Below are 26,185 nucleotides of genomic sequence, written 5' to 3'. Positions count from 1 at the left end.
ACCTGGCCTTACTCGGTCCTTTTGCCTGGCTGCATGGGTCTTGGCGACGCCCCTTAGCGCGGCGGGGGGTTCCACGACCGCGGAGGACACGCGTCTTGACTGGGCGCGTCGGCGGGGCGATCTTGACGGTGCGGTGGCGGCGGGTGTGGACGGGAGTGGGTGGATGGGCGACGGAGGCCGGATGCGGATTCTCATCCTGGGGCCGATCGAGGTGTGGCGAGGCGGGGAGCGACTGCAACTCGGCGGGGCCAAGCAGCGGACGCTTCTGGCCGGGCTGGCGCTGCATGCGGGCCGGCATGTCGCGGCCGACCGGATCATCGGTTGGCTTTGGGGTGAGGATCCTCCGACGACCGCCGTGCAGCAGCTTCACAAGCAGGTCTCGCAGCTGCGGTCGCTGCTGGGGGCGGGCTCGATCGAGCGGCATGCGCAGGGCTACACGTTGCATGTCGGACCGGACGGGCTGGATCTGGCCGGGATGGAGGCTGCGGCGAGGGCAGGTCGTGCCCATCTGGCCGAGGGGCGGGTGCGGGAGGCCGCCGAGCGGTTCCGTGCGGCGTTGTGGACGTGGCGGGGTCGGTCGATCGCGGACGCGGCTCCCGGGTTGAACGGTGCCGGGCAGTTCCTGGAGGAGCGGAGGCTGGCCGTGGCCCTCGAATGGGCCGATACCGAGCTGATGATCGGTGGAAGCGCGGAGCTGGTGGCCGGGCTTCGGATCCTGGTGGCCGAGCACCCCTGTCAGGAGCGGCTCTGGGCTCAGCTGATCCTCTCCCTCCATCGTGCCGGGCGGGGCGCGGACGCGTTGGCCGCTTATGAGGAGTGCCGTGCGGTTCTCGCGGACCGCCTGGGCCTGGATCCCGGCGTTGAGCTGCGCAGACTCCATCAGGCCATGGTGGAGGACGACCCGGGCCTCAGCCTGCGGGCCTCTGATCCGGATTCGCCGCAGGCGGGAGCAGATGTGCCGCGGCCGGTGAATCTTCCGGCGGCGATCGGTGACTTCACCGGCCGGGAGGCGCAGGTGGCCTGGATCCGTGAGCGTCTGGTCCGGGGCGCGGTGGAGCGGCTGGCGGTGCCGGTTCTGGTGGTCTGCGGTCAAGGCGGTGTCGGGAAGACCGCCCTGGCCTTGCAGGTCGCCCACGATGTGGAGTCGGACTTCCCTGATGGGCGTCTGTACGTCAACCTTCGTGGCCAAGACCCCTGCCCCACCGACCCCATCGACGTCCTGCACCGGTTACTGCATGCCGTCGGAGTCGACGACAGTGCCATGCCTCGCGATCCTGACGAAGCCGGGGAGCTGTTCCGGTCTCGAACCGCTGGTCGCCGCATGTTGTTCGTCCTCGACAATGCCGCCGACGAGGCCCAGGTCCGGCCGCTGTTGCCTGGCTCGCCGTCCTGTTCGGTCCTGGTGACCAGCCGCTCCCGCCTGTCCGGGCTCAGTGGCACGCAGACCCTCAGCCTGGAGGTGTTCTCAGCGCGCCAGGCCGTGGGACTCATCCGGGCCATCGTCGGAGGTGAACGCGTCGCCGCCGAACCCGACACCGCCCACGACATCGCCCGGCTCTGTGGCCATTTGCCGCTGGCTGTGCGGATCGCCTCCGCGCGGCTGGCCAGCCGGCCGCACTGGCCGCTGGCCCGCCTGGCCGAGCGGCTCATGGACGAACGACGGCGCCTGAACGAGCTCGCCTTCGGTGACATGGAGGTCCGAGCGAGCGTCGCCCTCGGCTACCAGGGCCTGACCGAGCCGCAACGCCGCGCGTTCCGGGTGCTCGGCCTGGTCCAGATCCCCGACTTCGCCGCCTGGACCCTCGCTCCCCTTCTCGGCGTCCCCGTTGCCGAGGCCGAAGACCTCATCGACGCGCTCATCGACGCCCAGCTCCTCGAGGTCGTCCAGAGCGGCCCCGGCGGGCGACTGCGCCTGCGCTTCCACGACCTGGTCCTCTTGTACTCCAGGGAATGCCTCGCCCAGGAACCACCGCAACCCAGACACGCCGCTCTCGCCCGCATCAGCGACGCCTGGCTCCAGCTGACCCGGACCGCCCAGGGCCACGCCGGAACGCACCGCTCCTGGAGCCCCGCACCCGCCGCGGCCACGGCGTACCCGGGCCTGACGGAACGGGAGATGAGCGGGATCGTCTCCACTCCCCTGCCCTGGTACGACGAAGAGCGCCTGGCCCTCCGCACAGCCGTGTCGCAGGCATGTGAAGCTGGCCTGACCTCGACGGCCTGGGGCATCTGCCACCATCTCGTCGACTTCTTCGAGCTCCGCGGCCAGTACGACGACTGGGAGCACACCCACAGGACGGCGCTGCGGCTCTGCCTGCGTTCCGGTGACGCCTTGGGCGAAGCCACCACGCGCCTCGGCCTGGCCCGATGCCTCCTGCCCCTGGACTTCGACAGTGCGCTCACAGAGGTCGAGCTCGCCTTGAAGGCGTTCCGGGAACTCAAGTGTCACGCCGCGGAAGCGGAGGCCCTCACCACGCGAGCCACCTTGTTGCGGCTTGCCGGGCGGCACCATGAGGCGACGGAGGACCTGAACCGCGCGCGGGGCGTCGCCGAATGGGCCGGGAACGCCCTGGCGGCCGTCCGGGCCGAGCGGGAGTTCGCGCTCAACGAGCATGAGCAGGGCCGCCACGCCGAGTCCATCGCGGCCATGCGGCGGAGCCTGGACCATGCCACGCGGCACGGGATGTCCCATGAACGGGCCGCCACCCTGCAGCGCCTGGCGATCATCAAGCGGGAGCACTGCGATCACGCCGCGGCGTTCGACCTGGCCGGGCAGGCGCTGGCGTTGTACCGGGAGCAGGGGGACGTCCGGTCGGAGGGGTTCACGCTTCTCACGCTCGGGATGGCGGCGCTGTCGCTGGAGGAGCCCGGGGCGGCGTCGCTCATCCGTGCAGGGTTGGGTCTGCTGACGCGGCTCAACATGAACGTCGGGGGCGTCCAGACGCGTTATGTCATGGGTCGTCTGGATCTGGCCGAGGGGCGGGTGGCGCAGGCGATCGACCATCTGGACAGTGCCAGGAGACCGGGGCGGTCGTCCACCTCCCCGCATTTCCTCGCGCAGGTCCATTCATGGCTGGCGGAGGCGTACCGGAGATGCGGCCGGGACCAGGAGGCCCATGCCGCCTACCTCACGGCCCGCACCCTCTGCCAGCAGATCGGGAACCGGACGGCCGCCGACGATCTCGACCGGCTGATGACGGCCCTGGGACTGGCCGAACCGAAGGGCGGCGAGAGCTCCCCGCGCTAGGACGCGTCGGGCGCGGGGCTCCCGGCGAACTCGCGGATCAGGGCGCTTTCCGTGGCGGCGGGCCAGACCGGAGCACAGATCACCGGAGGCAGGCCGGACACCGGCACCGTGACGACGTGGGGGTTGTCCGGACGGACCGAGGCGACCGTCAGGTGGATCACGTCCCCCTGGGCGACCAGGACGATCGCCTCCTCCAGCGACGCGGACCTGTGCCGGGGGACCCGGCGCAACGGGACGCCGCCGGGGGTGGCGGGCGGTATCCACAGGTCGGCCAGGTCCGTCGGCATGCTGCTCGGATAGAGGACGTCGTGCTCGGCCAGTTCCTCGGCGTCGATCATGACGTGCCGTCCGAGCGGGTGCCCGGTCGCCAGCAGGGCCGCCCGATCCTCGCGACGCCATGCCCGGCCCACGCGCAGGCCCCTGGCCTCGATCGACGCGGGGTCGCTGGGCAGCCAGCCGACGAAGACGTCCACCGGCCAGTCGTCGGCCCACCGTTGCGGTTCGGTGTTGGGATGCGCGGAGCGCACCACGGCACAGCGCGGGCGAGTCCCTGCGAACGCCTGGATCCTCGCGTCGACCACGGCTGCGGGCAGGCTGGTCGCGACGCCGACGCGCAGCACCTTGGTGCCGTTGCCTTCGCGTGCGTCGGTGAGCGCCCGTTCCATTCGCTCGTGCGCGGGCGCGAGTTCGGCGCGCAGCCGCTCGCCCAACGGTGTCAGCCGCACCCGCCGGGTCGTCCGCTCGAACAAGGGGGCGCCGACCCGGCGTTCCAGCGCGCGCACCGCCTGGCTCACCCGCGGGGGCGATACGCGCAGCCGCTCGGCGGCGCGGCCGAAGTGCAGCTCCCGGGCGACCTCCAGGAACGCCTCGATCTCGCGCATCTCCATCCGCCCATTGTGACGCGCAGCGAAACGATCATGGCGGAACAGGTGATTGATCACTCTTGTGTGTTCGACCAGCCTGAAGAGTCATGGGACTCGAAGAGCACCTCCCCGGCGACTTCCTGCTCACGACCGTCGAGAAGATGGCCGGGCTGGCCCGGCAGTCGTCGATGTGGCCGATGACGTTCGGGCTGGCCTGCTGCGGCATGGAGCTGATGGCCGTGGGAGACCCGCGTCACGACTTCGCGCGGTTCGGCATGGAGCGTGCCTCGGCGACGCCCCGGCAGGCCGACCTGATGATCGTGGCCGGACGGGTGAGCCAGAAGATGGCGCCGGTGCTGCGGCGGCTCTACGACCAGATGGCCGGACCCAAGTGGGTCATCGCGATGGGCGTGTGCGCGTCGTCCGGCGGCATGTTCAACAACTACGCCGTCGTGCAGGGCGTCGACCACATCGTCCCGGTCGACGTCTACCTGCCCGGCTGCCCGCCCCGACCGGAGATGCTGCTCGATGCCATCGTCAAGCTGCACGACCAGGTCCGGAACACCAAACTGGGCGCCCATCGCCAAGCCGAGATCGCCGCAGAGGAGAAAGCCCGCCTCAGCCGGCTCCCGCTCATCAACGTCGGTCCGCCTCGAACCGGGAGCCCCGGCGATCTCGACTGACAGTGGCGGTGCGGTTGGGGCCGGCCCCTTCGCCTGACTGACCAAGAGGTTCCACAGGACCGGGTGCCCGAGGCGTGGCCGAAGGCACCCGGTCCGGCGTCGCCCGGGAGCGGGCGACCCGCACGCGTCAGTCGGTGTGGTCGAGTACCGCCGCGACGATGCCGTCGGTGTCGATCCCGTGCGCGTGGTGCACACTCTCCAGATCCCCGGACTGGCCGAACGCCGTGACGCCCAGATGCGTCGCCGGGGTCCCGGTCACCCCGGCCAGGAACGCCAGGGTGTGCGGGTGCCCGTCCAGCACCGTCACCAGGGGCGCGGCGCGGTCGGCGGGGAAGAGGGTGTCCAGGATCCACGTCGGGGCGTCGTCCAGGCCGCGTCGCGCCTGGACCGCGCGGAAGAGCAGGTCGGGGCTGACGACGCAGAGCACGTCGACGGCCGTGCCGAGCTTCTCCAGGCGTTCCGCGGCCTCCAATGCCTCGGGGACGAGGGCGCCCATGGCGACGATGGTGGCGTCCGGGGTCCCCGGTGCGCGCCGCAGCGCGTAGCCGCCGGCGACCACCTGGCGGCGGCGGCGTTCGCGGGCGGCGGGGTCCTCGGGGATCGCCGCCAGGCGCTGGTCGACCGGACGCGTCGACAGGCGCAGGTAGGCCGAGGATCCGCCGGGACGGCCGAGTCGTCCCAGTGCCGCGAGCAGGCACCACTCGGTCTCCAGGGCGAACGCCGGCTCCCAGGTGGTGCATCCGGGCTGCTCGATGCCGATGGACGGCGTGACGATCGACTGGTGGGCCCCTCCCTCGGGGGCGAGGGTGACGCCGGACGGAGTGCCGACCAGGATCGACTGGCCGCCCGCGTAGATCCCGAACGACCAGGGCTCCAGCGCCCGGGTGACGAAGGGGTCGTACAGGACGCCGATCGGCAGCAGCGGCTCGCCCCAGCGGCTCCAGGTCGCGCCCAGCTCGCCGAGCAGGCCGACCAGGTTGCCCTCGGCGATGCCGAGCTCGATGTGCTGGCCGGCGGGCCCCTCCCGCCAGTGCAGGATCGTCTCGCGGTCGTCGGCGAACCAGTCGAGGTGCTCCTCGGGCGACCACACGCCCACCTTGTTGACCCAGCCGCCCAGGTTGGTGCTGGAGCTGACGTCCGGTGACACGGTGACGACCCGCGCGCCAGCCTGCGGGGCGGCGCGGTTCAGGTCGAGCAGGGCGCGCCCCAGCGCGGACTGGGTGGTCGCGGTCCCGGACGGGGTGCGGCCGAGGTCGGCCGGGACGGCGGGCGGCGCGGCGGGCGCGGTGACCGGACGGCGCAGCCGTTCGGCGGCCCCGGCGCACAGCGCGGCGGCGTCGCTCCCGGGCGTGAACCGCTGCCATGGCGCGTCGGCGGACATCCCCACGCGCGCGGCGAGTTCCTCGACCTGGGGACCGGTCAGCAGCGCCGAGTGGTTCTGGGGGTGGCCCTCGATGGGCAGGCCGTATCCCTTGACGGTGTAGGCGATGATCACGGTCGGCCGGGTGTCGTCGATGGCGCGGAACGCCTGCCGCAGCGCGGCGTGGTCGTGCCCGCCGAGGCCGCGGACGGCCTCGGCCAGCCGCTCGTCGTCGACGCCGGCGAGCAGGTCGCGGATGGCTCCGGCGCGGGGGCCGGTGCCCGGGAGGAGTTCACGCAGCCGGTCCGGAGCGTGGCGCAGCAGGCGCTGGTACTCCGGGTTGGCCATGCCGTCGATGCGCTCGCGCAGCGCGTCGCCGCCCGGACGCCGGAACAGCTCCTCCAGCGCCGCGCCGTACTTGACGGTGATGACCTGCCAGCCGGCCGCGGCGAAGAACGACTCCATGCGGTGCGCGCCCGCGATCGGCACGACCCGGTCCAGGGACTGGCGGTTGAAGTCGACGACCCACACGAGCTCGCCGAGTTCGGCGACGCGCGGGTCGAGGATGGCCTCCCAGACCGCGCCCTCGTCGAGTTCGGCGTCCCCGACCAGCGAGTACTGGCGTCCGGGCGCCTGGGGGGCGAAGTGGCCGCCGACGTACCGGCGGGAGACGGCGCCCCAGATGGGGGCGGTGGCGCCGATCCCGACCGAGCCGGTGGAGTAGTCGGCCGGAACCGGGTCCTTGGTGCGCGACGGATAGCTTTGCAGCCCGCCGAAGGCGCGCAGGGTCGTCAGATGCCGCTCGTCCAGCGAGCCGAGCAGGTACTCGATGGCGTGCAGGACCGGCGAGGCGTGCGGCTTGACCGACACCCGGTCCTCGGGCCGCAGGTGCTCGAACCACAGCGCCGTCATGATGCTGGTGATGGACGCGCTGGACGCCTGGTGTCCCCCGACCTTGAGACCGGTGGGGTTGGGGCGGACGCGGTTGGCGTGGTCCACGATCGCGGTGGACAGCCACAGCACGCGCTGCTCCACTTCGCGCAGGGTGTCCAGGCTGGTGTCGGTCACGGGTGTGAAGATCTGATCAGTCATGGCGCGGTCCCGGCGGTGACGTTGACGGTGGCTGTGCGAGCCGCCTATTCGGCGGCTTCCACGAGGAGACGGTCCGACTCCTGCCGTGTCTCTGGGGTGGCCTGCACGGGGGCAGCGGTCGCGGAGAAGGATATCGAGTGGGGTGCGGCCAGGGCTCGGTCGAGGTCGGCGATGAGGTCCTCGGCGTCCTCCAGCCCGATGGAGAGCCGGACAAGCCCGGCGCCCGGACGGGCCTCCGCGGCGACGGGCCGGTGGGTCAGCGCCGCCGGGTGCTGGATCAGGGAGTCGACGCCGCCCAGGGAGACCGCGTGGGTGAACAGGCCGGTCGCCGCGGTGACGCGCTCGGCCTGCTCGTATCCGCCGCGCAGGTCGACCGAGAGCATCGCGCCGGGCCCGTCCATCTGCGTCCCGAGCAGGCCCTGCGGGTCCCCGTCGATCCCGGGGTAGTGGACCCGCGCGACGCTCGGGTGGGTCGTCAGCCATGAGGCGACGCGCTGGGCGTTCGCCTGCTGGGCCCGCACCCGCACCGGCAGTGTCGCGAGCCCGCGGTGCAGGAGGTAGGCGCCCAGGGGGTGGAGCAGGCCGCCGGTGACGGCGCGGACGCGGCGCAGCGCGGCCGCCTGCCGCTCGTCACACGCGATGACGCCGCCGATGACATCGCCGTGCCCGCCCAGGTACTTGGTCGCGCTGTGCAGGACCATCGCGGCGCCGAGGTCGATCGGGTTCTGCAGAACCGGGGTGGCGAAGGTGTTGTCGACCAGGACGGGAACCCCCTGGGCGGCCTCGACGACGGCGCGGATGTCGACCAGGTCCAGGGTCGGGTTGGCGGGTGTCTCGAGCACGACCATCGCGGTGTCGGGGCGACGTTCCGCGGCGACCCGCGACGCCGAGCAGTAGGTCACCTCCGCCCCGAGGAGGCCCGAGGCGAGCAGGTGGTCGGTCCCCCCGTACAGGGGACGCACCGCCAGGACATGACGGCGGCCGCTCTCCTTCAACGTCGCCAGGATCGCCGCGGTCACCGCCGCCATGCCGGACGAGAACGCCACGGCGGCCTCGGCGTGCTCCAACCGGGCCAGCGCCGACTCGAACCGCGCCACGGTCGGGTTCCACAGCCGCGCGTAGACCGATCCGCCCTCGGCGTTCGGCGTTCCTCCACCGGCCATGGCCTCGTAGGACAGGCCGCCCGCCTCGATGCTGGGGAGCGGGTTGGTCGTGGAGAGATCGATCGGCAGCGCGTGGACGCCGAGTTCGGCCAGGTCCTCGCGTCCGGCGTGCACGGCGACCGAGTCGAGTTGCAGATGCGGCGAAGTCATGACGGAAGACTGGGCTGATCCGCAGTGATCTGCAAGACTGCTTGCTGAATAGACGGCCATGCACGGGTATCGGTGCAGATTCCACAAGAGGAGGACGTGTGGCCGGGCCGCAGCCGAAGAAACCACAGTTCACTCATTCCCCTCTGGACGGCACAGACCTGGCGATCCTCGCCGCCCTGGTGGACGACGGCCGGATGACCAACGCCGCGCTCGCGGCCCGGGTGGGCATCGCCGAGTCGACGTGCGCCTACCGGGTTCGCGCCCTGCGGGACTCCGGGGTCATCACGCGCATCACCGCACGCCTCGACCTCGGCGTCCTCGGCCACCCGATCAACGCCATCATCAAGGTCCGCCTGGGCAGCCACAGCCGCGACCACGTCCGCACCCTCTACGACCGGCTCGTCGACGTCCCGGGCGCCCTGACGGTCCTCCACGTCGGCGGCGACGACGACTTCCTCCTGCATGTGGCCGTGGCCGGCCCGCAGGAACTCCGCGACCTCATCCTCGAACACGTGACCGTCCACCCCGTGGTCCGCCAGACCGAGACCCAACTGGTCTTCGAGGTCCGCGACGGCCGCGGCGTCCTCACCCGCTGAACCGGAACGGCGTCGGCGGCGCAGAACCCGGCCCGGCACGCCCATCGTCCGCACCCGCCGTCCCCTCGGCCAGACGACCGATAAGGCCGGTTCCATGAGCGGAACCGGCCTTTCACCTGGACGGTGCAGAGGTCACGCCGCGGCGTGCTGCGCGCGGTGCAGGAGGTACACGGCCGACGCGATCGAACCGGCCGCGGCGACCAGGCCGAGCGTCAGGGCGACCCCGACGGACGACCCCGAGGACGTGCAGGAACCGCTCGGAGAGCACTGACTGGATCCACCCGAGAAGAGGAGGAACCCGACAAGGGCCGTCAGTCCTCCGGGGAAGACCAGCGTGCCGATCAGCTTGTCGCGGGTCGTCCAGCGGGCGGAGGCCCACAGGAGCACCACGGCGATCACCCAGCCGAGACCGGGCAGGACGATGCCGCCGACCAGCAGGAGGATGACGGTCACCAGATCGAAGGCGCCCACCCGGCGTCGCCCTGTGGCCGTCGCCTGAGGCGGAGACTCCACTGTGAGGTCGGTGCCGGCCTCGCGGGCGATGTCCTCCGGTGTTCCGAGGCGGTCGAGGACGGTGCGCACCGCCGCCTCGCCCCGGCCTTCCTCATGAGACAGCGTGATCTCAATGTGTGTTCTGATCTCGGTGAGCAACTCCGCCCGCTGGGCCGAGGGCAGCGTGCTCGCCGCCGACTCGAGGCGGCCGAGGTAGTCCTCGATCAGTTGGTCCGTGGCCGTCATCGCTTTGGATCTCCCTCTCCTATGAAGTGCTCCACGGCACCGCTGAACCGTTCCCACTCCCCCGCGAAGGCGTCCAGTGCCTGGTGCCCCGCGGCGGTGAGCTGGTAGTAGCGCCGTGGCGGACCGGCGGTGGACTCCCGCCATGTCGTCTCGACCAGGCCCTGCCGGCGCAGCCGGGACAGCAAGGGGTAGATGGTCCCTTCGCTGGTGACCATGCCGTCGACCTCGCCGAGCAGCCGGACGATCTCCACGCCGTAGCGCTGCTCGTCCCGCAACAGCGCCAACACGCAGTACGGCAACGCGCCCCTGCGCATCTGGGTGAGGAGGTTCAATGCATCACCCTGTTCCATGCGTCGCATGGTACCTGTCTCGGCATGGATCATGGAAGGGGTGAGCGTGCGGGCAGGCACCGTCGTGGCGCGACGGGTGGTTCACCGACCGCCGGGCGCGTGTGTCCTCGTGGCCCGGCGGTAATCGGAGGGGAGTGGGGCGGAAGGTTTACGGAAGTCGGTTCCCGGACCCTTGGGACATCACCCGTCAGCCGGTCGGCCGGCCTCCCTTCCCCGGCCTCGGCTGGATCCCTTCGGGCCTGCCAGCACCGCCGCGTCCGGGCCCGGACCTTCGCAAGGGAGAACTCCGTGCACCGCTCGATCCCCCGCGTCTCCACCGGGCTGGCCGCGCTCGCGCTCGCCGTGTCCCCGCTGGTCGCGGTGGCCACGCCGGCCTCCGCGTCCGAGATCGGCTCCTGCTCCGACGCCTACCAGGTCGGCAGTACCAAGGTCGTCCCGGACGAGAACGGGCAGTCGGCCATGTCCATCAAGCAGTACTGGTCGCCGAGCTGCCACCAGAACTTCGCCTACGCCTACGTCTGGCAGTCCTTCCGCGACAGCCACTCGGGCACCTGGACGGTCGACCTGGGCGAGATCTGGGTCCAGTCGCCCGGTGTGGAGACCGACGGCGGCCACCGGACCACCTACAACACGCGGCAGGCGGACTTCTGGTCGCCCGGCTTCGCGGGCAGCGGCAAGTGCACCTACGCCGACGCCGCCCTCTTCTTCGGCTCCTACGTCAGCAACGGCCAGACCGACCAGCGCTGCGGCTGACCCTTCACCCCGGAAAGGAACCCCCCATGAGGAAGCTCACCCGCGCGATGTTCGGCGTCGTACTCGCGGCCCCGATGACGCTCGGCGTCACCACGGCGGCGCACGCCGAGCAGGCGCCCGGCTGCTCCAGCACCGTCCAGATCGGCTCGACCGCCTACATCAACATCAGCGGCCAGACCTTCGCGTCGGTCAAGCAGTTCAAGGGCTGCGGCAAGAACTACGGCTACCTGTACGTGTGGCAGGGCTACCGCGACACGCACAGCAACTGGGACGCCTGCATCTCCATCGCGACCGTCCAAAGTGACGGCACCCGCCTTCTGGAGGACCTCAGCTGCCCGGGCAAGGTCGTCGAGGCATGGTCGCGCGGCGCCGCGACACTCGACCAGTGCACCGTCGCGGTCGGCTGGTACCCGGATGTGGCCAACGCCGCCACGGACGTGCGCTGCTGACCCGTTGAGTGCTGCGGCCCTGACGTATCCGTGCGCCAGGGCCGCTTCCGACTGTGAACGGAGAACCATGAAGCTCAAGGCCGCCCCGCTGTCCCTGACCCTCATCGTCGGGATGCTCCTGCCTGCCGTGAACGAAGCCAACGCGTTGGCCGACGCCCCTGCCATCCCCGCTGTCGCCAGCGACGGTTGCAGCGGCACCCTGGTGGAGACCGAGCCGATCGACACCGTCCAGACATCCACGACCGTCGGCTACCTGAATCTGTACTGGGACGGCTCCACCGGCCAGAACTGCGCAACGGCCACCTCGGCGTCCGTCGACTGGGGCGTCGTCAAGCCGATGGGCGTGACCATCTACCAGTGCGCGGGCAGCGCCCCCTGCAGCCCTCCGTACAACCTGCAGCGCTCCGACCCTGCCGGCGGCGGCCTGGCCAACTACGGCTACTACGCCGGCCCGGTCTCGGTGCCCGGCGCGGGGCACTGCGTATGGGCGAGCGCGGGGATCATCTGGAACGGCGACCGCGGCTCCGCAGTAACCCGCTGGCACTGCTGACCCACCCACAGCAACGGGGAGTGTCCACATAGCGGCCGATCTGGGAGTGGCGGTCTGTGAGCACACCGCGTGGCCGGGACGTCTGGCCTGCCGCGGCAGGCCGCCGCTGCGGCAGCGCGAAGGACGGGGCCCGCGCGTGGACGGGACTTCGGCCCGACATCCCGGCACCGCTCCCCCGGCAAGATTATTCCCATACCTGGCGGAGCGACGTCCCTTCCAGCGCCCCGGCCCTGGTGGCAGGAGATCGCCTCCTATGTAACTGGTTTCGTTAGACGCCGGTCGTAAGGTCGGTGGCGAGTTCGTCGAGGTGGAGGGCGTGGCCGGCCTTGATGAGGACGACGACGCCGGGTTGGAGGACGCCCTGGAGGGCGCGGCCTGTGCGGTGCCTCGATCCTCGACGGAGTCGATCGTGAGTCCGGGGCGGGTCTGGTGTGCGGCGGTGGCGATGATGGCGGCGGCCACCGACGCGTTGGAGGTGTTCGCGATGCGTGGATCAGTCTCGGGAATCCGGCGAGCGCGCCAGTTCCGCGACGTCCTGGAAATCCTCGGTGAACAGAGCCGAGCCGACGAGTTGAACGAGCTGGTGCGTGCACGGCTGCGAGCCACACGATGAGTGAGATCCCGGCGGAGCTGGTCGCCCGGTCGACCGTGGCATCCGGGTCTGTGTCGGCTGCCACGGCCGACCGGAATCGCCGAGGCTCACGCCAGGCGGGAGGTCGTTCACTTCGGTCCCCGGCTGCGTCGGGAACGGTCAGTGCCAGGCACGTTGGTCGTCGGAGGGCTAGGAACACCCAGGGTCGGCGGGGCCCAGGAGTGTGGAACGTCCGCCCTCGCAACGGTCGCAGGGGTTGGCCGTCGGGGGTGGTCATGGGAGAGCCAGGGCGTTCGGTCGTGGGCGGCCTTGGAGAGGTGTGTGCTCGCCCCCTTGACGGCGTCGCTCTGTGGCTCGTGGCGGTGGAGGTGGTGCAGGTCTCCGATGGTGTCGATGAGGGTCAGGAGTGCGGACGCGAGCGCTGCCGGGGGTTGGAGGCCCGGGTCGCCGCTGGTTCGGGCGATGGCCATGATCCGGGCCGCGCCGCGGAGTCGGTTTCCGCTGGGTGTGGGGTGGGGGATGCGGCCGTGGGGTGGGCGGGCGGCGCGGTCGTAGGCGTCCGCTGCGCCTCTCAGATGCCGGTCGCCGGTCGCGTCGGCTGCGGCGTGCAGAAGGTCGGCGGTCGCCCAGCAGGCGTCGCGGGCCGCGTGGGGGTCGGTGACGGTGTGGCGGCGGATCTCGGCGCTGGCGAAGGCGGCTGCGCGGGCGGCGTCGCTGTAGATCGCTCGGCGTTCATCGGCTGAGAGTTCGGTGACTGGTGTTGGGGACGGAAGACCGTTCCAGGAGCGGCATAGGGATGTCCAGGTCAGGTCTTCCGCGAGTTCGCTTCCCGGGTACCAGGCGGGATGGCCTTGGGCGTCGTGGTGGTCCGGGAGGGCGACGGCGTACCCGGTGATCTCATTGGGGTCTTGGACGCTGCGTCCGGTCTTGACGGTGACTCCTGCGGCCTCCAGGTGGGTGAGGAAGTCGGCGGCGGTCCGGGATGTGCCGGCCGCTTGGCGGACGGTGGTCCGGAGGTAGGCGCGGACGGTCGGTTCGTCCAGGCCCCGTCCGGACACCGGCGGATCGGTCGAGGACCAGCGGATCCGGAGCCTGGGCAGGGTCAGGTCGGCGGCGAGTTTGCCGCCGCCGTACCAGACCGATGGTCCGGCGGCCGTCCGGTAGTTCGGCAGCGCGACCGCGTAGCCGGTCACCTGGTCCGGATGGTCCTGGCTGAAGCGGCGGTGGACCAGGACTCCTGCCTCGCGCAGCCGCTCGAAGAACTCGGCCTCCGTCCGCGCGGTGGCGGCTGCGTCCTGGACGCGTCGGCGGAGAGCGGTGCGGGGATCCTCCGTCAGGCCGACACGTTGGGCTTTCTCCACTTCGCCGCGGGTGGGGCGGCGGGCGGCCGTCAGGTCGCCCGGGGCGGTCCGTCGCAGTCCGAGCTCGTCTTCGATTGCGCGGCAGAGGTCCCGGATCAGGTACCCGTTGTTCCTGGTGGTCGGGCGAATGCCGTCGGCGCGGGCCAGCGTGGCGACCACGTGGATGTGGTCGACGGCGTGCCGGACGGCGATCCAGCGGACGGCGTTCGGGTCGCCCTTGGGCGCGAGTCCGACTCGGTCCATCATCTGGCCCGCGATCCGCGCCCATTGCGCATCGGTCAGGATCGGGTCCTCGGGCGCGGCGCGAAGGGACGAATGCCAAACAGGTCTGTCGTAGTTCCGGTCTCCCAGCAACTTCACCGGGTGAGTGAGTAGCGCGCGGAGCCGGCGAAGGTCCCGGGTTCCGTCCGCCCGCTGCGGAGGTTCGAGCTCCGCAGGAGTGCGGAAGCCGGTGACGAGGTGGGCATCGTGATGCTCACCGTTGGCGCCGGGCCCGAACAGGTACCGCAACAAGCCGTCCACTCGCCTGCTCCGCGTCACCTTGCCGATCACGCTGGCCGTCCAGGTCGCCTGGTCACGGCAGACGCCTGCAGATCGCGTCGGCCACCCGATCGACCTTGTCGACCAGGCGAGCGCAGGCTTGGGCGTCGGCGCCAAGTTGCTGTGTCAGTTCACCGGGGTGCAGTTCCGCGGCGACTTGGTCGAGGGTCACGCCCAGCTGTCGGATCTCCCCGCCCACCTGCATCAACTCCTCCAGGAGCGCGCGGAGCTCAGCGTGCTCGGGTTTGCGGGTGCCCTTCACCTCCGACAGCACCGTGTGCGCGACGAACGCTCTGAGGGCCCAGTGCGAGCGGTTCGCGGCCTCGCGGAGGGCTGCGTACTCCTGCTGGGTCAGCCGGAAGTCGATCGTCTTGTCTCGGGGTGGTGACTGTCGCCTGCGTTTGGTCCGACCGGTGCCAGGCCTTCTCTCCGCTGCCTGCTTCGAAATTGGCTCTTCTGACATGCCGCCTCCATACGAGATCGCGCAATCCGGCCCGCGCTCCCTGTTCCGCTCGGTCGGGAGCGAGAGTCCTGGGACTGCCTTTCCTGTTCTGCGGAGCCGAGCTCATATGGGCGGCATCGCCCCAGCTCGCTCGGCTTCACCGGGCCCCGGCCCCGGCTATGGCGCTCGGCTGGGAACAGGCCGAGGAACGCTCGAACGAGTTCGAGGAATCGGTGGTGATGGCGGACCGCCGGCGTCGATGGGGTTGCCGGCCTGCGCCACCGCTGCCCAACAGGGCTCACCGGCCGTCGGGATGCTCCCGTGGAGGAAGCTCGGAGTGGCACTGCGCTCGGGGACGACCAGGACGGCGATCTCGCGCCGTGCGTGCTTCAGTGCGTTGCCGAGTTCCCGCTCCAGGGACTCTCCCCGCCGCTCAAGCCGCTGATCGCATCCGTAGGCGGCCTCGTTCGGGTCGCCCAGGATGGCGTGGACGGCCTGCGATGCCGTCAGTCCGGACGGCCCGGACGTCGCGTGGTTCAGGTCCCGGACCCGCGCGGGGAGGGCGCGGGCGGGCTGAAGCGTGTGCTCAGCGTTCGGAGTACCAGGCTCGGTCATGAAGGAGCTCCACAATCAGGCGCAGTCTGATCATCTGGGTCTTCCTTCCTCTTGAAGCTGGCCATCGATAACACTCACAGAGACGAAGTAGCGTTCTCTGCGCTCCATACTCTGCGATCAGGGACACAGAGTCAACACTCAAGCTCGGCGTGTAACCGGGTGATGGTCGCCACCGCTGTCACCGACCCCAGCAAGAGGACGGGCGACGCGGCGATGGTCGACATCGGCTCGCTCTCCGGTCGGCGTTGTCAGGGCCGTCGAGTTCGGCTGGATCAACAGCGTCGTCGGCTGACGAACGCGCACCGGGCCGGGCACGCGCGTGCCCGGCCCGGTGGTCCGCTTCACGTCATCCGCTCAGCGGACGCGACGGTCAGAAGACCGGCGTGCCGTTACGGGTGAGCTTCCAGTTCTCGATGTGGAAGTCGGCCGGGTCGATCGTGCCGGACGCCGACGCGTAGGCGACGATCGCCTCGCGGATGGCGACCTGGGCGTTGTAGACCACGGGCGCGCCGCTGATGTGCGGGAAGCCGCCGCCGCCGGACTGGCGGTAGTTGTTCACCGCCACGACGAACTTCTGGTCCGCCGCGATCGGGGCGCCCTTGTAGGACAGGTTCGCGATGCGCGACCCGGCGTCCTTGGAGATGTCGACCTCGTAGTCGACGCCCGCGAACTGGTCGTAGTTGTAGTCGGGCCGGTTGGCCTCGTTCGTCCAGGACGCCGGGTCGACGGGCGCGTCCGGGGCGGTCTTCTTGAAGTACTGCGCGGAGTACTCCAGGTAGTCCTTGATCTGCGCGCCGGTCAGGACGCTGCCGAGCAGGGTGTTGTCGTAGATGTAGAGCCCGGCGATGTCCTTGATGGTGACCTGCCCGGCGGGGAAGGTCGCGGCGCGGCTGAACGGCGCGGCGATCGACAGCACCGGCAGCGACGCGTACTCGGTCCCCGCGATGGCCTCGGTGACCTTCGCCGTCTGGACGAGCTGGACGTAGTCGAGGATCGCGGTGTCCTTCCAGCAGGACTCCGCCGCCGACAGCGCCTGGGTGGACGTCGCCACCTTCTGGTTGACGTAGGCGACCACCTTGTCGTGCTGCTTCTTGACCAGCGAGACGATCGCCGCGTCCTCCTGGACGGTGTTGGTGTTCACCGTCGTGGCGGACTTGCCGGTGACCGTCCAGCGGCCCCGGTCGTGGGTGAGGGTGAGGTCGAAGACCGACAGCCGCTCACCCCAGCACTTGGGCTCGCTCATGACGACGCCCTGGCCCGTCGTCTTGTTCGTGACGTACCGCACCGGGATGTCGAGGTGCGCGTGGCCGAACAGGATCGCGTCGATGCCGGGAACCTGCTCGGCGACCATCGCCGACGCGTTCTCCACCGGGAGGTCGGTGCCGTAGGACGACAGGCCGCTGTCCCCGGCGTGAGCGCTGACGATCACGACGTCCGCGCCCTGCGCGCGGATGATCGGCACCCAGCGCTTGGCGGTCTCGACCAGGTCGAGGAACTCCAGCTTCCCGGAGACGTTCGCCTTGTCCCAGATCGCGACACCGGGGTTGGTGAGGCCCAGCAGCCCGACCTTGATCGGCGGGTGGCCCGGCACGTGCATCCGCTTGATGATGTACGGCTCGAACGCCGGACGGGTCGTCCCCGCGTGGACGGCGTTCGCGGCGAGCGCCGGCGCGTCCATCTGGTCGATCCACTGGCGGAGCATCGGCAGCCCGTAGTTGAACTCGTGGTTGCCGAGCGCCACCGCGTCGTAGCCGATCCGGTTCATCAGCCGCGCCATCGGGTGGACGTCGCCGGTCTTGGTGATCGGCTCGACCGTGGCGTAGTAGTAACCCAGCGGGGTGCCCTGGATGGTGTCGCCCGCGTCGAACAGCAGGGTGTGGTCGCGTCCCCGCGTGGAACGGATCTGCTCCACCAGGCTCGACACCCGGGCGAGACCGACGACGTTCCCGGCGCTGTCGGTGTACGCGGCGTCGGTGTAGTAGTCCCAGTTCACGGCGTGACTGTGCAGGTCGGACGTCCCCATCACGGTGATGGTGACCGACTTGTCCTTGCCGGGCGCCGCGGCCTGCGCCGACCCCGGCCATCCCGCCATCGCCAGCGCCCCGGCGGCGGTGAGGCCACCGAGCACCTTCCTGCGGCTCACACCGGACGGACGCTCCGCGTCGTCCGGCACCCGACACGAACACCAGCGCGGCGCCGGACCGGATCCGTTACCCGCATCAACCATGTTTATATTCCTTCACTCTGAGGGCAAGGCGACACGATAGCCCCTCAAGATCCGGTCCGACCTGGCGGTATCCCGCAATCTTCACCACCCCCCGTTGGCACACCTTGCCCCGCACAAAGCGCCCGCCCGTCCCCGTCCCGTGGACAAGGAACGGGGACGGGCGGGACGACGCTCCGCTACTCGTTCGTTCCGCTGACGACGTCGAGGACCCAGGTGACGCCGAACCGGTCCCGAACCATCCCATAGGCGGCCGCCCACCCGGCCGGGCCCAACGGGATCACGATCGTCGACCCCTCGATGAGCCCCTCCCAGTAACCGGTGACCTCCTCGACGGTCTCGCCGCGCACCGACACGAAGAACGCGTTCTCGCCCTGGCCGTAGGGCAGCCGCGAGGGGACGTCATAGGCCATGACGTGGAAGCCGTTCGCTGCGAGCACCTGACCCCACATCACCTGGTCGGCCTCGGACTCCTCCTGGACGGCCCCGGCGTCCTTGTAGGTGACGACGGCGAGGTCCCCGCCGAAGACGGACCGGTAGAACTCCAGCGCCGCGCGAGCCTCGCCGCGAAGGTTCAGGTGGGTCGTGGTCGTGACGGACAAGGTCCGCTCCTAACTCCAAGCTGCTGTCTGACACGAGCCAACGTCCCAGGAGTAGCGGCCAGGATGTGTCCTACTCTCCGTCCAGAATGGCAGTCACACCGAAGACTGGCGTCGACACTTTTAATCCGTAGGTTGTGGGTTCGAGTCCCACGCGACCCACCCACCTGACCTGGGCAAACGCAAAATTGTCGCGTTTGCCCAGCGTCATTTTTGCCCCAATTTGCCCCCGTGGCTGTCCGGTGGTTGCTCGGCAACGATTCAGCCAGGTCACCTTCGGCATGCCCAACCGCTGGTGACGATCAGATGGGGCTGTACTCCCTCTGATGGCTCCCTGCGGCGTGCGCGACCGCCCCGTCCGGCATCCCCGCACGACCGCCTGCCAGTGCAGGCGGGGCACGCTGCGGACGTAGTTCGTGTCAACGGCCTGAAGGCGCAGGGCGGGCACCTTTACGCTTCCCGCATGGTCACCAAACGGCCCAATCCGAAGAAGGACAAGTCCGCCCGCCGCCGCCGACCGGCGCCTCCTCCGCTGGCCTCCTCGCATGCGGGAATCGATGGCGCTGCGCTAACCGCCGCCACGCTGACGGACGGGCTGGTACTGGCGAGCGGGGTTCGGATCCGCATGGCGCAGGTCGGGGACCTCGAAACGGTGCAGCGCTTGATCGCGTCGACTGGTAGCGGGGTCAACCTGGAGAACAGGCTCGCGGACGCGATGGCCGATGGCCGGCTGGGGACCGCGGTGATGAAGGGGCTTGCCGAAGGCGAGGAAGCGCTGACGTACGAAATGGCGGTGGCAGCCTCCCCCGAGGGCGAAGGGTCGGTGGACGACCTGATCATCGGTCTGTCATGCATCTTGGTCGCCGACCACCCGAGTCACGGGGTGGTGGGGGCGCTGCTGGCACTCCCACCAGCGCGAGTCCTATCGAACCTCGGCATCCCAGAGATGGAGGCACTGGCCGGCCTGCTGAAGATCATCAAGCTAAACGCTGTAGCGGTCGAGCCCACTCATCGGTCAGGCGGGATCGCCGCCGCGCTCATCGCCACCTGCCGCCAGCTCTACAGCCAGCTTCGCTATCTGCTGCTGTACGGACAGTTCAGCGCCAGGAGCGGTCTGGATGCCTACTATCGCCGACAGGGCCTCACAGTGCTCCGCGAGGGGCAGGGCGTCAAGCTGACCATGTTCAGCGTGCCAGCTGGGATCTACACCGATCCCTCGGAACGTTTCTTCGCCTGCGATCTGTGATCGCATTCAGCACGAACAAGTTCGACGTCCACCACTTGAGCACGCGGATGCCCGCGCTGCTGGCGCTCCCGTCCGGAACGACGAGTGGAGACGGCCTTGAACACAGCCGGCCTGGTATCCCTGTCGCATCAGTAGGCGAGGAGGATCGCCCGATAGTGTGCGGCGCATGGCGGAGCACAACCCCTCACGCGGCGGCGCGAACGACTCCGCTCAGGGCGCGCTGCCGCTGGCGGGGGTGGGGATACCTGAGCTGGGGAGCGGCCGCGATGTCCCCTTTCGATTGACGGCCTACTCGAGGCTCTGGCCTGACAGCGATCCTGCCGAGGATCGGGACACCTTCTGGGGCCCGATGCGAGATGCCCGAGGGCACCTAGTCAAGGCACTCGGCGGCGGACCAGCCGGCAGTCAGGTCATCCAAAGGATCGGCCGCAGCAGCTACCGCCTCAACAACGGCTTCTGCCAGACCGACGTCTGGCAGCTTCGCGACAAGCTCAACGCAGCCCGAGCCGCCACTCCGCCCAACAAGGCCGCACTCCTACAGAGCGCCGTCGACCTCTACACCGGCCCCTACCTGCCCGGCTCCGAGCACGAGTTCGCAATCACCGCCCGCCGCGCACTCGACCGCGAGGTGGTTGAAGCCCTCGTCCAACTCGCCAGCATGAGTCCGCTGGAGGCCGCCCCTGCACTTCTCGAACGAGCCACAAGCATCGCCCCGAACTCTGAACACCTGTACCGCAGCCGCATACAGGCCTACGCCGCGCTCGGCGACACAACCGCGATTCACCACTGCTACCAGGAGCTGACCGAACTCCTAAGCCCCATGAAGCTTCGACCGGCTGCCCCAACAGTCGACTTGTATCAGCGGGCTGTCCGCAGCACCTGAGCCCACGCTCCCAGGCCAGCCCCATGGCCGTCCTGCTTGAGAGTCTGGCGACATTCGGCTTGGGGTCGGACGGCCGCGACCTGTGCTGAGGGCATTCGGTGCCTCGGATCACTCCTCACGCGAGCCGGGCAGCACGTTCGTTGAGTTCGGTTGCCTTGTCGTTTCGAAGGAGCTCGTACAGCTGAGCGGCTCTGGTCCAACTGCGTCGCGCGTCCGTGCGGTTGCGCATCTCCTCGAAGACCTCGGCCAATGCCTCCCAGGCCATCGCTTCACTCTGCCGGTCGGTAAAGCGGGCGAAGGTCTCAACGGCCTGGCTCAGGCGGACCTCGGCCTCGGCGGCGCGCCCCAGTTGCCGCAGGGCCGGCCCCAGCGAGAGTGCCGTCCAGGCGGTGCTCCATTCGTCTGGCAGTGCTTCGAAGATTTCCGTGGCCTGCTCGCCCAGTGTGATGGCCGGCTCGATGTCCCCTGCTGCGAGCGCGCTTCGGCTGAGGCTGAGCAGGGCCATCCCTTCTCCCCGCCGCCATCCGGCATCCCGGAAGACGTCCAGGGCGTTGAGGACCAGAGCGTTCGCCGCGTCGAAGTCACCTTGCTCTTCGCGGATCAGTCCGAGCCCGCGCAGAGTGAAGCCCTCCAGCCACGTGTCCCCGAGGCCGCGTGCGATGTCGAGAGTGCGGTTGTAGTTCTCGATGGCTTCCTCGTGCCGGCCGCCGCGCCAGGCGGCGTCGCCGAGGCAGAACAGGTTGGAGGCTTCGCCGAGAGCATCTCCCAAGGCTTGTGCCGCTTCCAGGCCGAGCTGGTGAACCTTTTTCCATTCGGTCCAGTGTGAGCCGAGTTCAAAGAAGCCATCGGCAACCACCGGTAGCTTCCAGGCGATGTCGTACTGCCCGAGCTCGAAGGCTTGGCGTATGGCGGCGAGTAGGTTCTGGCGCTCCTGCTCAAACCACCCCATGGCTTGCGTCGCGTCCGGGAATCGGGGCAGGCTCAGCTTCTCGGCGGGGACGAGGGAAACCTCGTGCGAATGCGGGAGTATCGCCTTGCGGCCGCGGTCGGTCGTGTGCAGGTACCAGCTCAGTAGCTGCCGGACGGCCCGAGTTCGCGCATGCTGGGGATCCTCCGCCTTGGTGCATTCGAGGGCGTACGCCCTGAGGAGGTCGTGCAGGCGGAAGCGGCCGTCCTTCGGTTCCTGGAGGAGGTGCGCACTGGTCAGCTCCCGCAGCCGTCGCGCGGTGGTGCGTTCATCGGTGGCGGTGAGTGCTGCTGCCGCGCCGATGCCGAACTCGGGGCCGGGGTGCAGTCCGAGGAGCCGGAACGTCTGCTTCAGATCCGAGTCGAGTGCTTGGTAGGACCAGGAGAACACGGTGCGGACGTCACTCAGCTCGTCCTCGCGTTCGGCGAGCGCATCGAGTCGGTGCCGCTCGTCTGTCAGTTCCTCGACCAGACCGGTCAATGACAGGGCCGGGCGCGAGGCGGCGTGTTCCGCGACGACGCGGAGTGCGAGCGGAAGATAGCCGCACAGGTCAGCCATCCGAAGGGCGGCTTCCGGCTCCGCTTCCACACGGTTGGGTCCGATCACCTGGCCGAGCAGCTCCACGGCTCCTTCGGGAGTCAGGATGTCGAGTGTCACTCGCGTCGCTCCCTCCCTGGTGACCAGCCCTGCGAGCCTGCTTCGGCTCGTGATCATCGCAAAGCACCCGGATGAGGCAGGCAGTAACGGCCGCACCGCAGCGGTGGAGGCGGCATTGTCGATGACGACCAACAGGCTTCTGCCATCGAGTATCGACCGGTACAGCGCCGCGCGCTGGCCAACGTCCTCAGGGATGGCCTCTGCGGGAACGCCCAACGCTCGCAGGAACCCGCCTAACGCGTCCGCGGCCGTCAGCGGCAATCCTGGCCCATACCCGCGCATGTCCACATACAGATCCCCGTCGGGGAAGCGATCCCGCCTTCGCCGGGCCCAGTGGATCGCCAGAGCGGTCTTGCCCACGCCCGGCGCCCCGGCGATCGCGGACACTACAACGGCTGACACTGCCTCCCTGCCCGACGAGTCAACCGCTTGCAGAAGCTCGTCCAGCTCTCGCTGGTCGTCCTCCCGGTTGACGAACCCCGGAACGTCCAACGGCAACTGCCGAGGGGCCGGCAGCCCAGGAGGCGTCCCATCAACACGGATATCTCCGTTGAGGGTGTTGACCTGGACAGCCGTCCTGGCTTCCCCGCGGTACTGGTTGCCTGTCGGGCCCGGCTCTCTGCCGGGAGCCTCAGCCATGACCGGGGGAGAACTGCCCGCCGAAGCGAGTCGCGAACTCGCGGTAGGGCACCGAAGACACCATCGCCATGTCACGCCAGTAGTTGGCCAGGACGACCTGCTCAGGATCGTCGACGATCTCGGCTACGGCGAACGTTCCATCGTCCTCGTAGTGCATCGTGACCAGCTGACGCGAGTCGAACAACCAGTAGTCGTAGTGCGGCAACCCATCCAGCCACTCGCCCTGGCCGACCGGCGCGATCCGGACGTCCTCGCCGGCGGCCACCGTGTGCTCATACGACCAGGCACACTCGAACCGCACGTAGTCCGACAGCGGCTCTTCCACCACATGGACCCGATGCATGCGCTTGCCCGCACGGACGGCCGGTCGCACCGTCCCCTCGATCCAGTCGGCGATGCCAGGGAACTCGCCCCGCTCCTGGCCGTCCATGAACAGTGCGAACTCGGCCTCTTCGTAGAAAACGCCGTACCGCTGCAGCGACTCCAGCCGGTACGCGGTGAACCGGAAGTCGCTGAACAGCCGATTGAACTCCGGGTCCGCGAGCGAGTCGAAGGTCCGCCCCACTTAGCCAGTCCCTCCCATGGCCCGCAGCCGCTCGACCGCCTCGAGCAGAACCTCCGGTGCGATCCGCACCGCCGTCTCGCCGGGCAGAACGTTGGCCAACTCCGCGTGCGTCGCGGTGTCCACCTCACCACCCTGGACGACGAGCTCACCCGACTCCGCCAGGTACACCGAGGGACAGCCGTTGCCACCCGATCCCTTGTCCTTGCTCAGCAAGACAAGCTTCACGGCCAACCACCTTCAGTAGTCCAGCACACAGCTCCGTCCCGAGTCTAAGAAGCGGTCGTCGGGCAAACAAGCCCCACCATCGTGTCCGCAGCGGTCAAGAAGTTCCCACGTCCGATGGCAGAGCAGCTCGACTGGGCTCCCCAGCCGCTTCCAGACAGCGGCTGGCATCACGTGCTCGGTGGTTGGGCACCTGGCCCTTCGAGGGCTTCGGCGATAGCGGTGAACTCAGCCAGTGCGGCAGTCAGGTCTTCTACGATCTCCCGAGCGATGACCTCGGGCGAGAGGAGACTGTCGGCATCCGAGTTCGCCGCCCGCGGCCGACGGGTCCTGGTGATCGCCGACAACGTCAACACCGCCCATCAGGCCCAGCTGCTGCCCACCGACGGGGCTGAACACCGCGATCGTCACCTCCCGCCACACCCTGGCCATGCTGAATGCCCGGCTCCTCGACCTGGACGTGCTGGACGTCGAGGGCGCGGTGGCGATGCTGGAGGAGACGCTGCGGATCGCCGACCCCGACGACACCCGCATCCCGGCCGACCCGGTCGGCGCCGCGGAGCTGGCCAGGGTGTGCGGGTATCTGCCGCTGGCGCTGCAAATCGCCGCCGCGCTGCTGGCCGAAGACCCCGACCACACCCCCGCCGTCCGCAGCGCGCTGAAGGACCTGGCCCGGGCACACCTGATCGAACGCGGCACCACACCCGACCTGGGCGAACGCGATAAAGCCGCGTTCGTCTAGCGTCAGTTTTCGGCTGTTCCGTCGCCATGGGTGCACCGTGGTCGTTCGGCGGTCGGTTCCCCCTGACCATCCCCGGTTCCGGCGGCCCGCCGTGGGCGGTCACGGGCCCGGTTCCCCGTCCCGGGATGCCCGGTGGGCGGTGGCCGTTGTCCGTCGACCTTGAGTCTTCCCGGCAGGCGACGTATGCGTCCGTCACAGCCTTTTCGGCGGATATGGACGACGGCGCCGACGGCAGATGACCCATGACAAGGCGGCTTCTCGTCGGCTGGTTGTTCTCGGGGTGGTCTGCACCCTTGGCGGTGCTTTGGCGTGCGCAGCATGTTCGGAGCATCGTCTGGCTGGCAGCCGAGGCGGCGAAGCCGTTCGCGGTCGACACCGAGCCGCCGATGCGGGCGACCCTCCTGCGGACCACCGACGACGCGCACGTCCTGGCCCTGGCGTTCCACCACATCGTCGTCGACGCCGGTTCGGTCCCGGCGGTCCTCTCCGACATCGCCGCCGGCTACGCCGGCCCCCGCCGCCCCACGTCTGCAATACGCGGACATCGCGCAATGGGAGGCGAACCGGACCGACGCGTCCGCCGACACGGACCTGGACTGGTGGGCGACCCGGCTGGCCGGCCTGCCACCGCTGCTGGACGTGCCCACGGACCGGCCGCGGCCCCCGGTGGCCGACATCGCCGGAGCCGGCGTGCCCATCCCCTGCTGACGTCGGTCCTGCTCAAAGGCCCAGGGATCACCTCATGGGGCGTCCCGAGGGCGAGGGGCCGTTGGGCGAGATCGCGGCAGGCGCACGGGCTGCTCGGCGGGCAGCCGACCATCCGCCCGAGCTCCGGCACACCGGGCAGTGAGGCACGAACCTCGACGACGGCAACACGTGCGAGGCGGACCTCTACGCGCGCCCGGACGCGGCGGCCGTGACGTGCCCGGAGTGCGGAACCCGCTGGGACGGCGCGCTGTCCCGTCCTCTTGGGGATTGATTGGTGTCGCGACACCGTCTATATTGGTGTCACGACACCAGTCCGGGAGGAACCATGTACGAGATCTCCGCAGAAGCCGTCATCACCGGGGACATCGAGACCGTGTGGGACACGGTCTGCGACGTCGCCGGGTGGCCGGCCTGGGACCCGCACGAGAAGGACGCCCGGCTGGACGGCCCGTTCGAGGCCGGCACCATCGGCTGGTCCAAGCCCAACGGCGGCCCGTCCACGGACTGGACCATCACCGAGGTCGTGCCGTTCGAGCGGTGGGGCTCCGAATGCGGGTTGCCCGGTGGCAAGATCACCGGAATGAACGAGTTCGAGCCGCTGCCCGGCGGCAGGATCCGCTGCACGAAGACGATGCGGGTCAGCGGCCCGCTGGTCCCGCTCTTCCGGTTCTACTTCGGGCGCCGGGTGCGCGCCGACATGTTCAAGACCTTCACGGCTCTGGAGGCCGAGGCGGCCCGCCGCGGGGCACGGGCCGCATGAGCGGCCCGCTGCAGTCACCGGGCTTCTGGCTGCACCACGCCGCGCTGGCCTGGCGCGCCGAACTGGACGCACGACTGCGCCCGCTGGGCCTGACCCACACCCAGTTCATGCTGCTCGCCACGGCGAGCTGGCTGGAACATCTTGAGGGCCCGCCCACCCAGCAGCAGGTGGCCGACCAGGCCGGAACCGACCGGCACATGGCCTCGCGAGTCCTGCGGACCCTTGAGGAGCTGGGCCTCATCACCCGCCACGCCCACGAGACCAGCGCCCGGGCCCTGCGACTCACGCTCACCCCGCAGGGCTGGACGCTGACCCGCCAGGCCGTCCAGATCGCCCAGGCCCTCGACACCCAGCTGTTCGGCCCCGACCCGGCCTCGCTACGCACCACCCTGCGCACCATCGCCGAACACCGCGACGCGCCCTGACCCG

At 69.8% G+C, this 26,185-nt stretch carries 25 protein-coding genes; 13 read left to right on the top strand and 12 right to left on the bottom strand.

Translation table 11 applies throughout. From position 1 onward, the window contains the following. Positions 1–181: 181 nt before the first annotated feature. On the top strand, positions 182–3,247 hold the full coding sequence (locus EBO15_RS07950; protein WP_158628151.1) for an AfsR/SARP family transcriptional regulator: 3,066 nt from the start codon (positions 182–184) through the stop codon (positions 3,245–3,247). Here EBO15_RS07950 and EBO15_RS07945 read toward each other — a convergent pair. Beyond that, positions 3,244–4,134: a LysR family transcriptional regulator gene (locus tag EBO15_RS07945; protein ID WP_122193665.1), complete on the bottom strand. Its 891-nt coding sequence runs from the start codon at positions 4,132–4,134 to the stop codon at positions 3,244–3,246. The genes EBO15_RS07950 and EBO15_RS07945 overlap by 4 nt on opposite strands. 83 nt (positions 4,135–4,217) lie before the next feature. Here EBO15_RS07945 and EBO15_RS07940 point away from each other — a divergent pair, with 83 nt between their 5' ends. After that, positions 4,218–4,793 carry a NuoB/complex I 20 kDa subunit family protein gene (locus EBO15_RS07940; protein WP_122193664.1) on the top strand — a complete coding sequence of 192 codons (576 nt, stop codon included), beginning with the start codon at positions 4,218–4,220 and terminating at the stop codon, positions 4,791–4,793. Between the two features lie 127 nt (positions 4,794–4,920). On the opposite strand, the gene EBO15_RS07935 is transcribed toward EBO15_RS07940, so the two are convergent. Both EBO15_RS07935 and EBO15_RS07930 read right to left on the bottom strand, forming a co-directional pair. Next, entirely contained in the window at positions 4,921–7,245 is a 2,325-nt protein-coding gene (locus EBO15_RS07935) for a transketolase-like TK C-terminal-containing protein (protein WP_122193663.1), read from the bottom strand. Between the two features lie 44 nt (positions 7,246–7,289). Then, the gene (locus tag EBO15_RS07930) at positions 7,290–8,558 is read right to left on the bottom strand and encodes a trans-sulfuration enzyme family protein (protein ID WP_122193662.1); all 1,269 of its coding nucleotides are present in this window, start codon (positions 8,556–8,558) and stop codon (positions 7,290–7,292) included. Between the two features lie 98 nt (positions 8,559–8,656). Here EBO15_RS07930 and EBO15_RS07925 point away from each other — a divergent pair, with 98 nt between their 5' ends. Further along, on the top strand, positions 8,657–9,154 hold the full coding sequence (locus EBO15_RS07925; RefSeq protein ID WP_199744392.1) for an Lrp/AsnC family transcriptional regulator: 498 nt from the start codon (positions 8,657–8,659) through the stop codon (positions 9,152–9,154). Between the two features lie 132 nt (positions 9,155–9,286). On the opposite strand, the gene EBO15_RS07920 is transcribed toward EBO15_RS07925, so the two are convergent. Together EBO15_RS07920 and EBO15_RS07915 are read right to left on the bottom strand one after the other, a co-directional pair. Further along, positions 9,287–9,892 (bottom strand): HAAS signaling domain-containing protein, encoded by a 606-nt coding sequence (locus tag EBO15_RS07920; RefSeq protein ID WP_122193661.1) that lies wholly within the window; start codon positions 9,890–9,892, stop codon positions 9,287–9,289. Beyond that, on the bottom strand, positions 9,889–10,242 hold the full coding sequence (locus EBO15_RS07915) for a PadR family transcriptional regulator (RefSeq protein ID WP_233616046.1): 354 nt from the start codon (positions 10,240–10,242) through the stop codon (positions 9,889–9,891). The genes EBO15_RS07920 and EBO15_RS07915 overlap by 4 nt, the downstream gene beginning before the upstream one ends. A 288-nt stretch (positions 10,243–10,530) precedes the next feature. On the opposite strand from EBO15_RS07915, the gene EBO15_RS07910 reads away from it, so the two are divergent. The 4 genes from EBO15_RS07910 to EBO15_RS07895 all read left to right on the top strand — a co-directional run bounded on the left by EBO15_RS07910 (position 10,531) and on the right by EBO15_RS07895 (position 12,607). Further along, entirely contained in the window at positions 10,531–10,995 is a 465-nt protein-coding gene (locus EBO15_RS07910) for a hypothetical protein (protein WP_122193660.1), read from the top strand. A gap of 26 nt (positions 10,996–11,021) precedes the next feature. After that, complete coding sequence (locus EBO15_RS07905) at positions 11,022–11,444, top strand: hypothetical protein (protein ID WP_122193659.1); 423 nt, start codon at positions 11,022–11,024, stop codon at positions 11,442–11,444. Between the two features lie 67 nt (positions 11,445–11,511). Beyond that, on the top strand, positions 11,512–11,994 hold the full coding sequence (locus tag EBO15_RS07900) for a hypothetical protein (protein ID WP_122193658.1): 483 nt from the start codon (positions 11,512–11,514) through the stop codon (positions 11,992–11,994). Positions 11,995–12,310: 316 nt separating this feature from the next. Beyond that, entirely contained in the window at positions 12,311–12,607 is a 297-nt protein-coding gene (locus tag EBO15_RS07895) for a hypothetical protein (RefSeq protein WP_147481418.1), read from the top strand. A 107-nt stretch (positions 12,608–12,714) separates the two neighbouring features. Here the strand turns inward: EBO15_RS07895 and EBO15_RS44080 are convergent, their stop codons facing one another. The 4 genes from EBO15_RS44080 to EBO15_RS07875 all read right to left on the bottom strand — a co-directional run bounded on the left by EBO15_RS44080 (position 12,715) and on the right by EBO15_RS07875 (position 18,370). Next, positions 12,715–14,307, bottom strand: a complete 1,593-nt coding sequence (locus tag EBO15_RS44080) for a relaxase/mobilization nuclease domain-containing protein (protein ID WP_158628150.1) — start codon at positions 14,305–14,307, stop codon at positions 12,715–12,717. A 214-nt stretch (positions 14,308–14,521) separates the two neighbouring features. Then, on the bottom strand, positions 14,522–14,950 hold the full coding sequence (locus EBO15_RS43565) for a plasmid mobilization protein (protein ID WP_147481417.1): 429 nt from the start codon (positions 14,948–14,950) through the stop codon (positions 14,522–14,524). A 964-nt stretch (positions 14,951–15,914) separates the two neighbouring features. Then, positions 15,915–17,687 carry a bifunctional metallophosphatase/5'-nucleotidase gene (locus EBO15_RS07880; protein WP_233616045.1) on the bottom strand — a complete coding sequence of 591 codons (1,773 nt, stop codon included), beginning with the start codon at positions 17,685–17,687 and terminating at the stop codon, positions 15,915–15,917. 260 nt (positions 17,688–17,947) lie between these two features. Continuing rightward, positions 17,948–18,370: a VOC family protein gene (locus tag EBO15_RS07875; RefSeq protein ID WP_122193653.1), complete on the bottom strand. Its 423-nt coding sequence runs from the start codon at positions 18,368–18,370 to the stop codon at positions 17,948–17,950. 460 nt (positions 18,371–18,830) lie between these two features. Here EBO15_RS07875 and EBO15_RS07870 point away from each other — a divergent pair, with 460 nt between their 5' ends. Then, complete coding sequence (locus tag EBO15_RS07870; protein ID WP_147481416.1) at positions 18,831–19,613, top strand: GNAT family N-acetyltransferase; 783 nt, start codon at positions 18,831–18,833, stop codon at positions 19,611–19,613. A 166-nt stretch (positions 19,614–19,779) separates the two neighbouring features. Next, a complete protein-coding gene (locus EBO15_RS07865) occupies positions 19,780–20,496 on the top strand; it encodes an AfsR/SARP family transcriptional regulator (protein WP_122193651.1) in 717 nt (238 codons plus the stop codon). Positions 20,497–20,611: 115 nt separating this feature from the next. Here the strand turns inward: EBO15_RS07865 and EBO15_RS07860 are convergent, their stop codons facing one another. From EBO15_RS07860 to EBO15_RS07850, 3 genes are all read right to left on the bottom strand, one after another. Then, positions 20,612–22,480 (bottom strand): tetratricopeptide repeat protein, encoded by a 1,869-nt coding sequence (locus EBO15_RS07860; protein ID WP_199744390.1) that lies wholly within the window; start codon positions 22,478–22,480, stop codon positions 20,612–20,614. 271 nt (positions 22,481–22,751) lie between these two features. Further along, the gene (locus tag EBO15_RS07855; protein WP_122193649.1) at positions 22,752–23,324 is read right to left on the bottom strand and encodes a DUF6879 family protein; all 573 of its coding nucleotides are present in this window, start codon (positions 23,322–23,324) and stop codon (positions 22,752–22,754) included. Continuing rightward, on the bottom strand, positions 23,325–23,549 hold the full coding sequence (locus EBO15_RS07850; protein WP_122193648.1) for a hypothetical protein: 225 nt from the start codon (positions 23,547–23,549) through the stop codon (positions 23,325–23,327). It lies immediately after the preceding gene. Positions 23,550–23,976: 427 nt separating this feature from the next. On the opposite strand from EBO15_RS07850, the gene EBO15_RS07840 reads away from it, so the two are divergent. The 4 genes from EBO15_RS07840 (at position 23,977) to EBO15_RS07825 (ending at position 26,181) form a co-directional block, all read left to right on the top strand. Next, on the top strand, positions 23,977–24,288 hold the full coding sequence (locus EBO15_RS07840; protein ID WP_122193646.1) for a hypothetical protein: 312 nt from the start codon (positions 23,977–23,979) through the stop codon (positions 24,286–24,288). 242 nt (positions 24,289–24,530) lie between these two features. Next, a complete protein-coding gene (locus tag EBO15_RS47235; RefSeq protein WP_122193645.1) occupies positions 24,531–25,208 on the top strand; it encodes a condensation domain-containing protein in 678 nt (225 codons plus the stop codon). A 113-nt stretch (positions 25,209–25,321) separates the two neighbouring features. After that, complete coding sequence (locus EBO15_RS07830) at positions 25,322–25,756, top strand: SRPBCC family protein (protein ID WP_122193644.1); 435 nt, start codon at positions 25,322–25,324, stop codon at positions 25,754–25,756. Further along, positions 25,753–26,181, top strand: coding sequence for a MarR family winged helix-turn-helix transcriptional regulator (locus EBO15_RS07825; RefSeq protein ID WP_122193643.1), 429 nt, complete (start codon positions 25,753–25,755; stop codon positions 26,179–26,181). The genes EBO15_RS07830 and EBO15_RS07825 overlap by 4 nt, the downstream gene beginning before the upstream one ends. Positions 26,182–26,185: the final 4 nt, after the last annotated feature.

Source organism: Actinomadura harenae, from assembly GCF_003696215.1.
In the GTDB taxonomy this organism is placed as follows: Bacteria; Actinomycetota; Actinomycetes; order Streptosporangiales; family Streptosporangiaceae; genus Spirillospora; species Spirillospora harenae.
The sequence above is the reverse complement of the archived record's forward strand: the minus strand, read 5'-3'. Positions and strand labels throughout refer to the sequence as shown.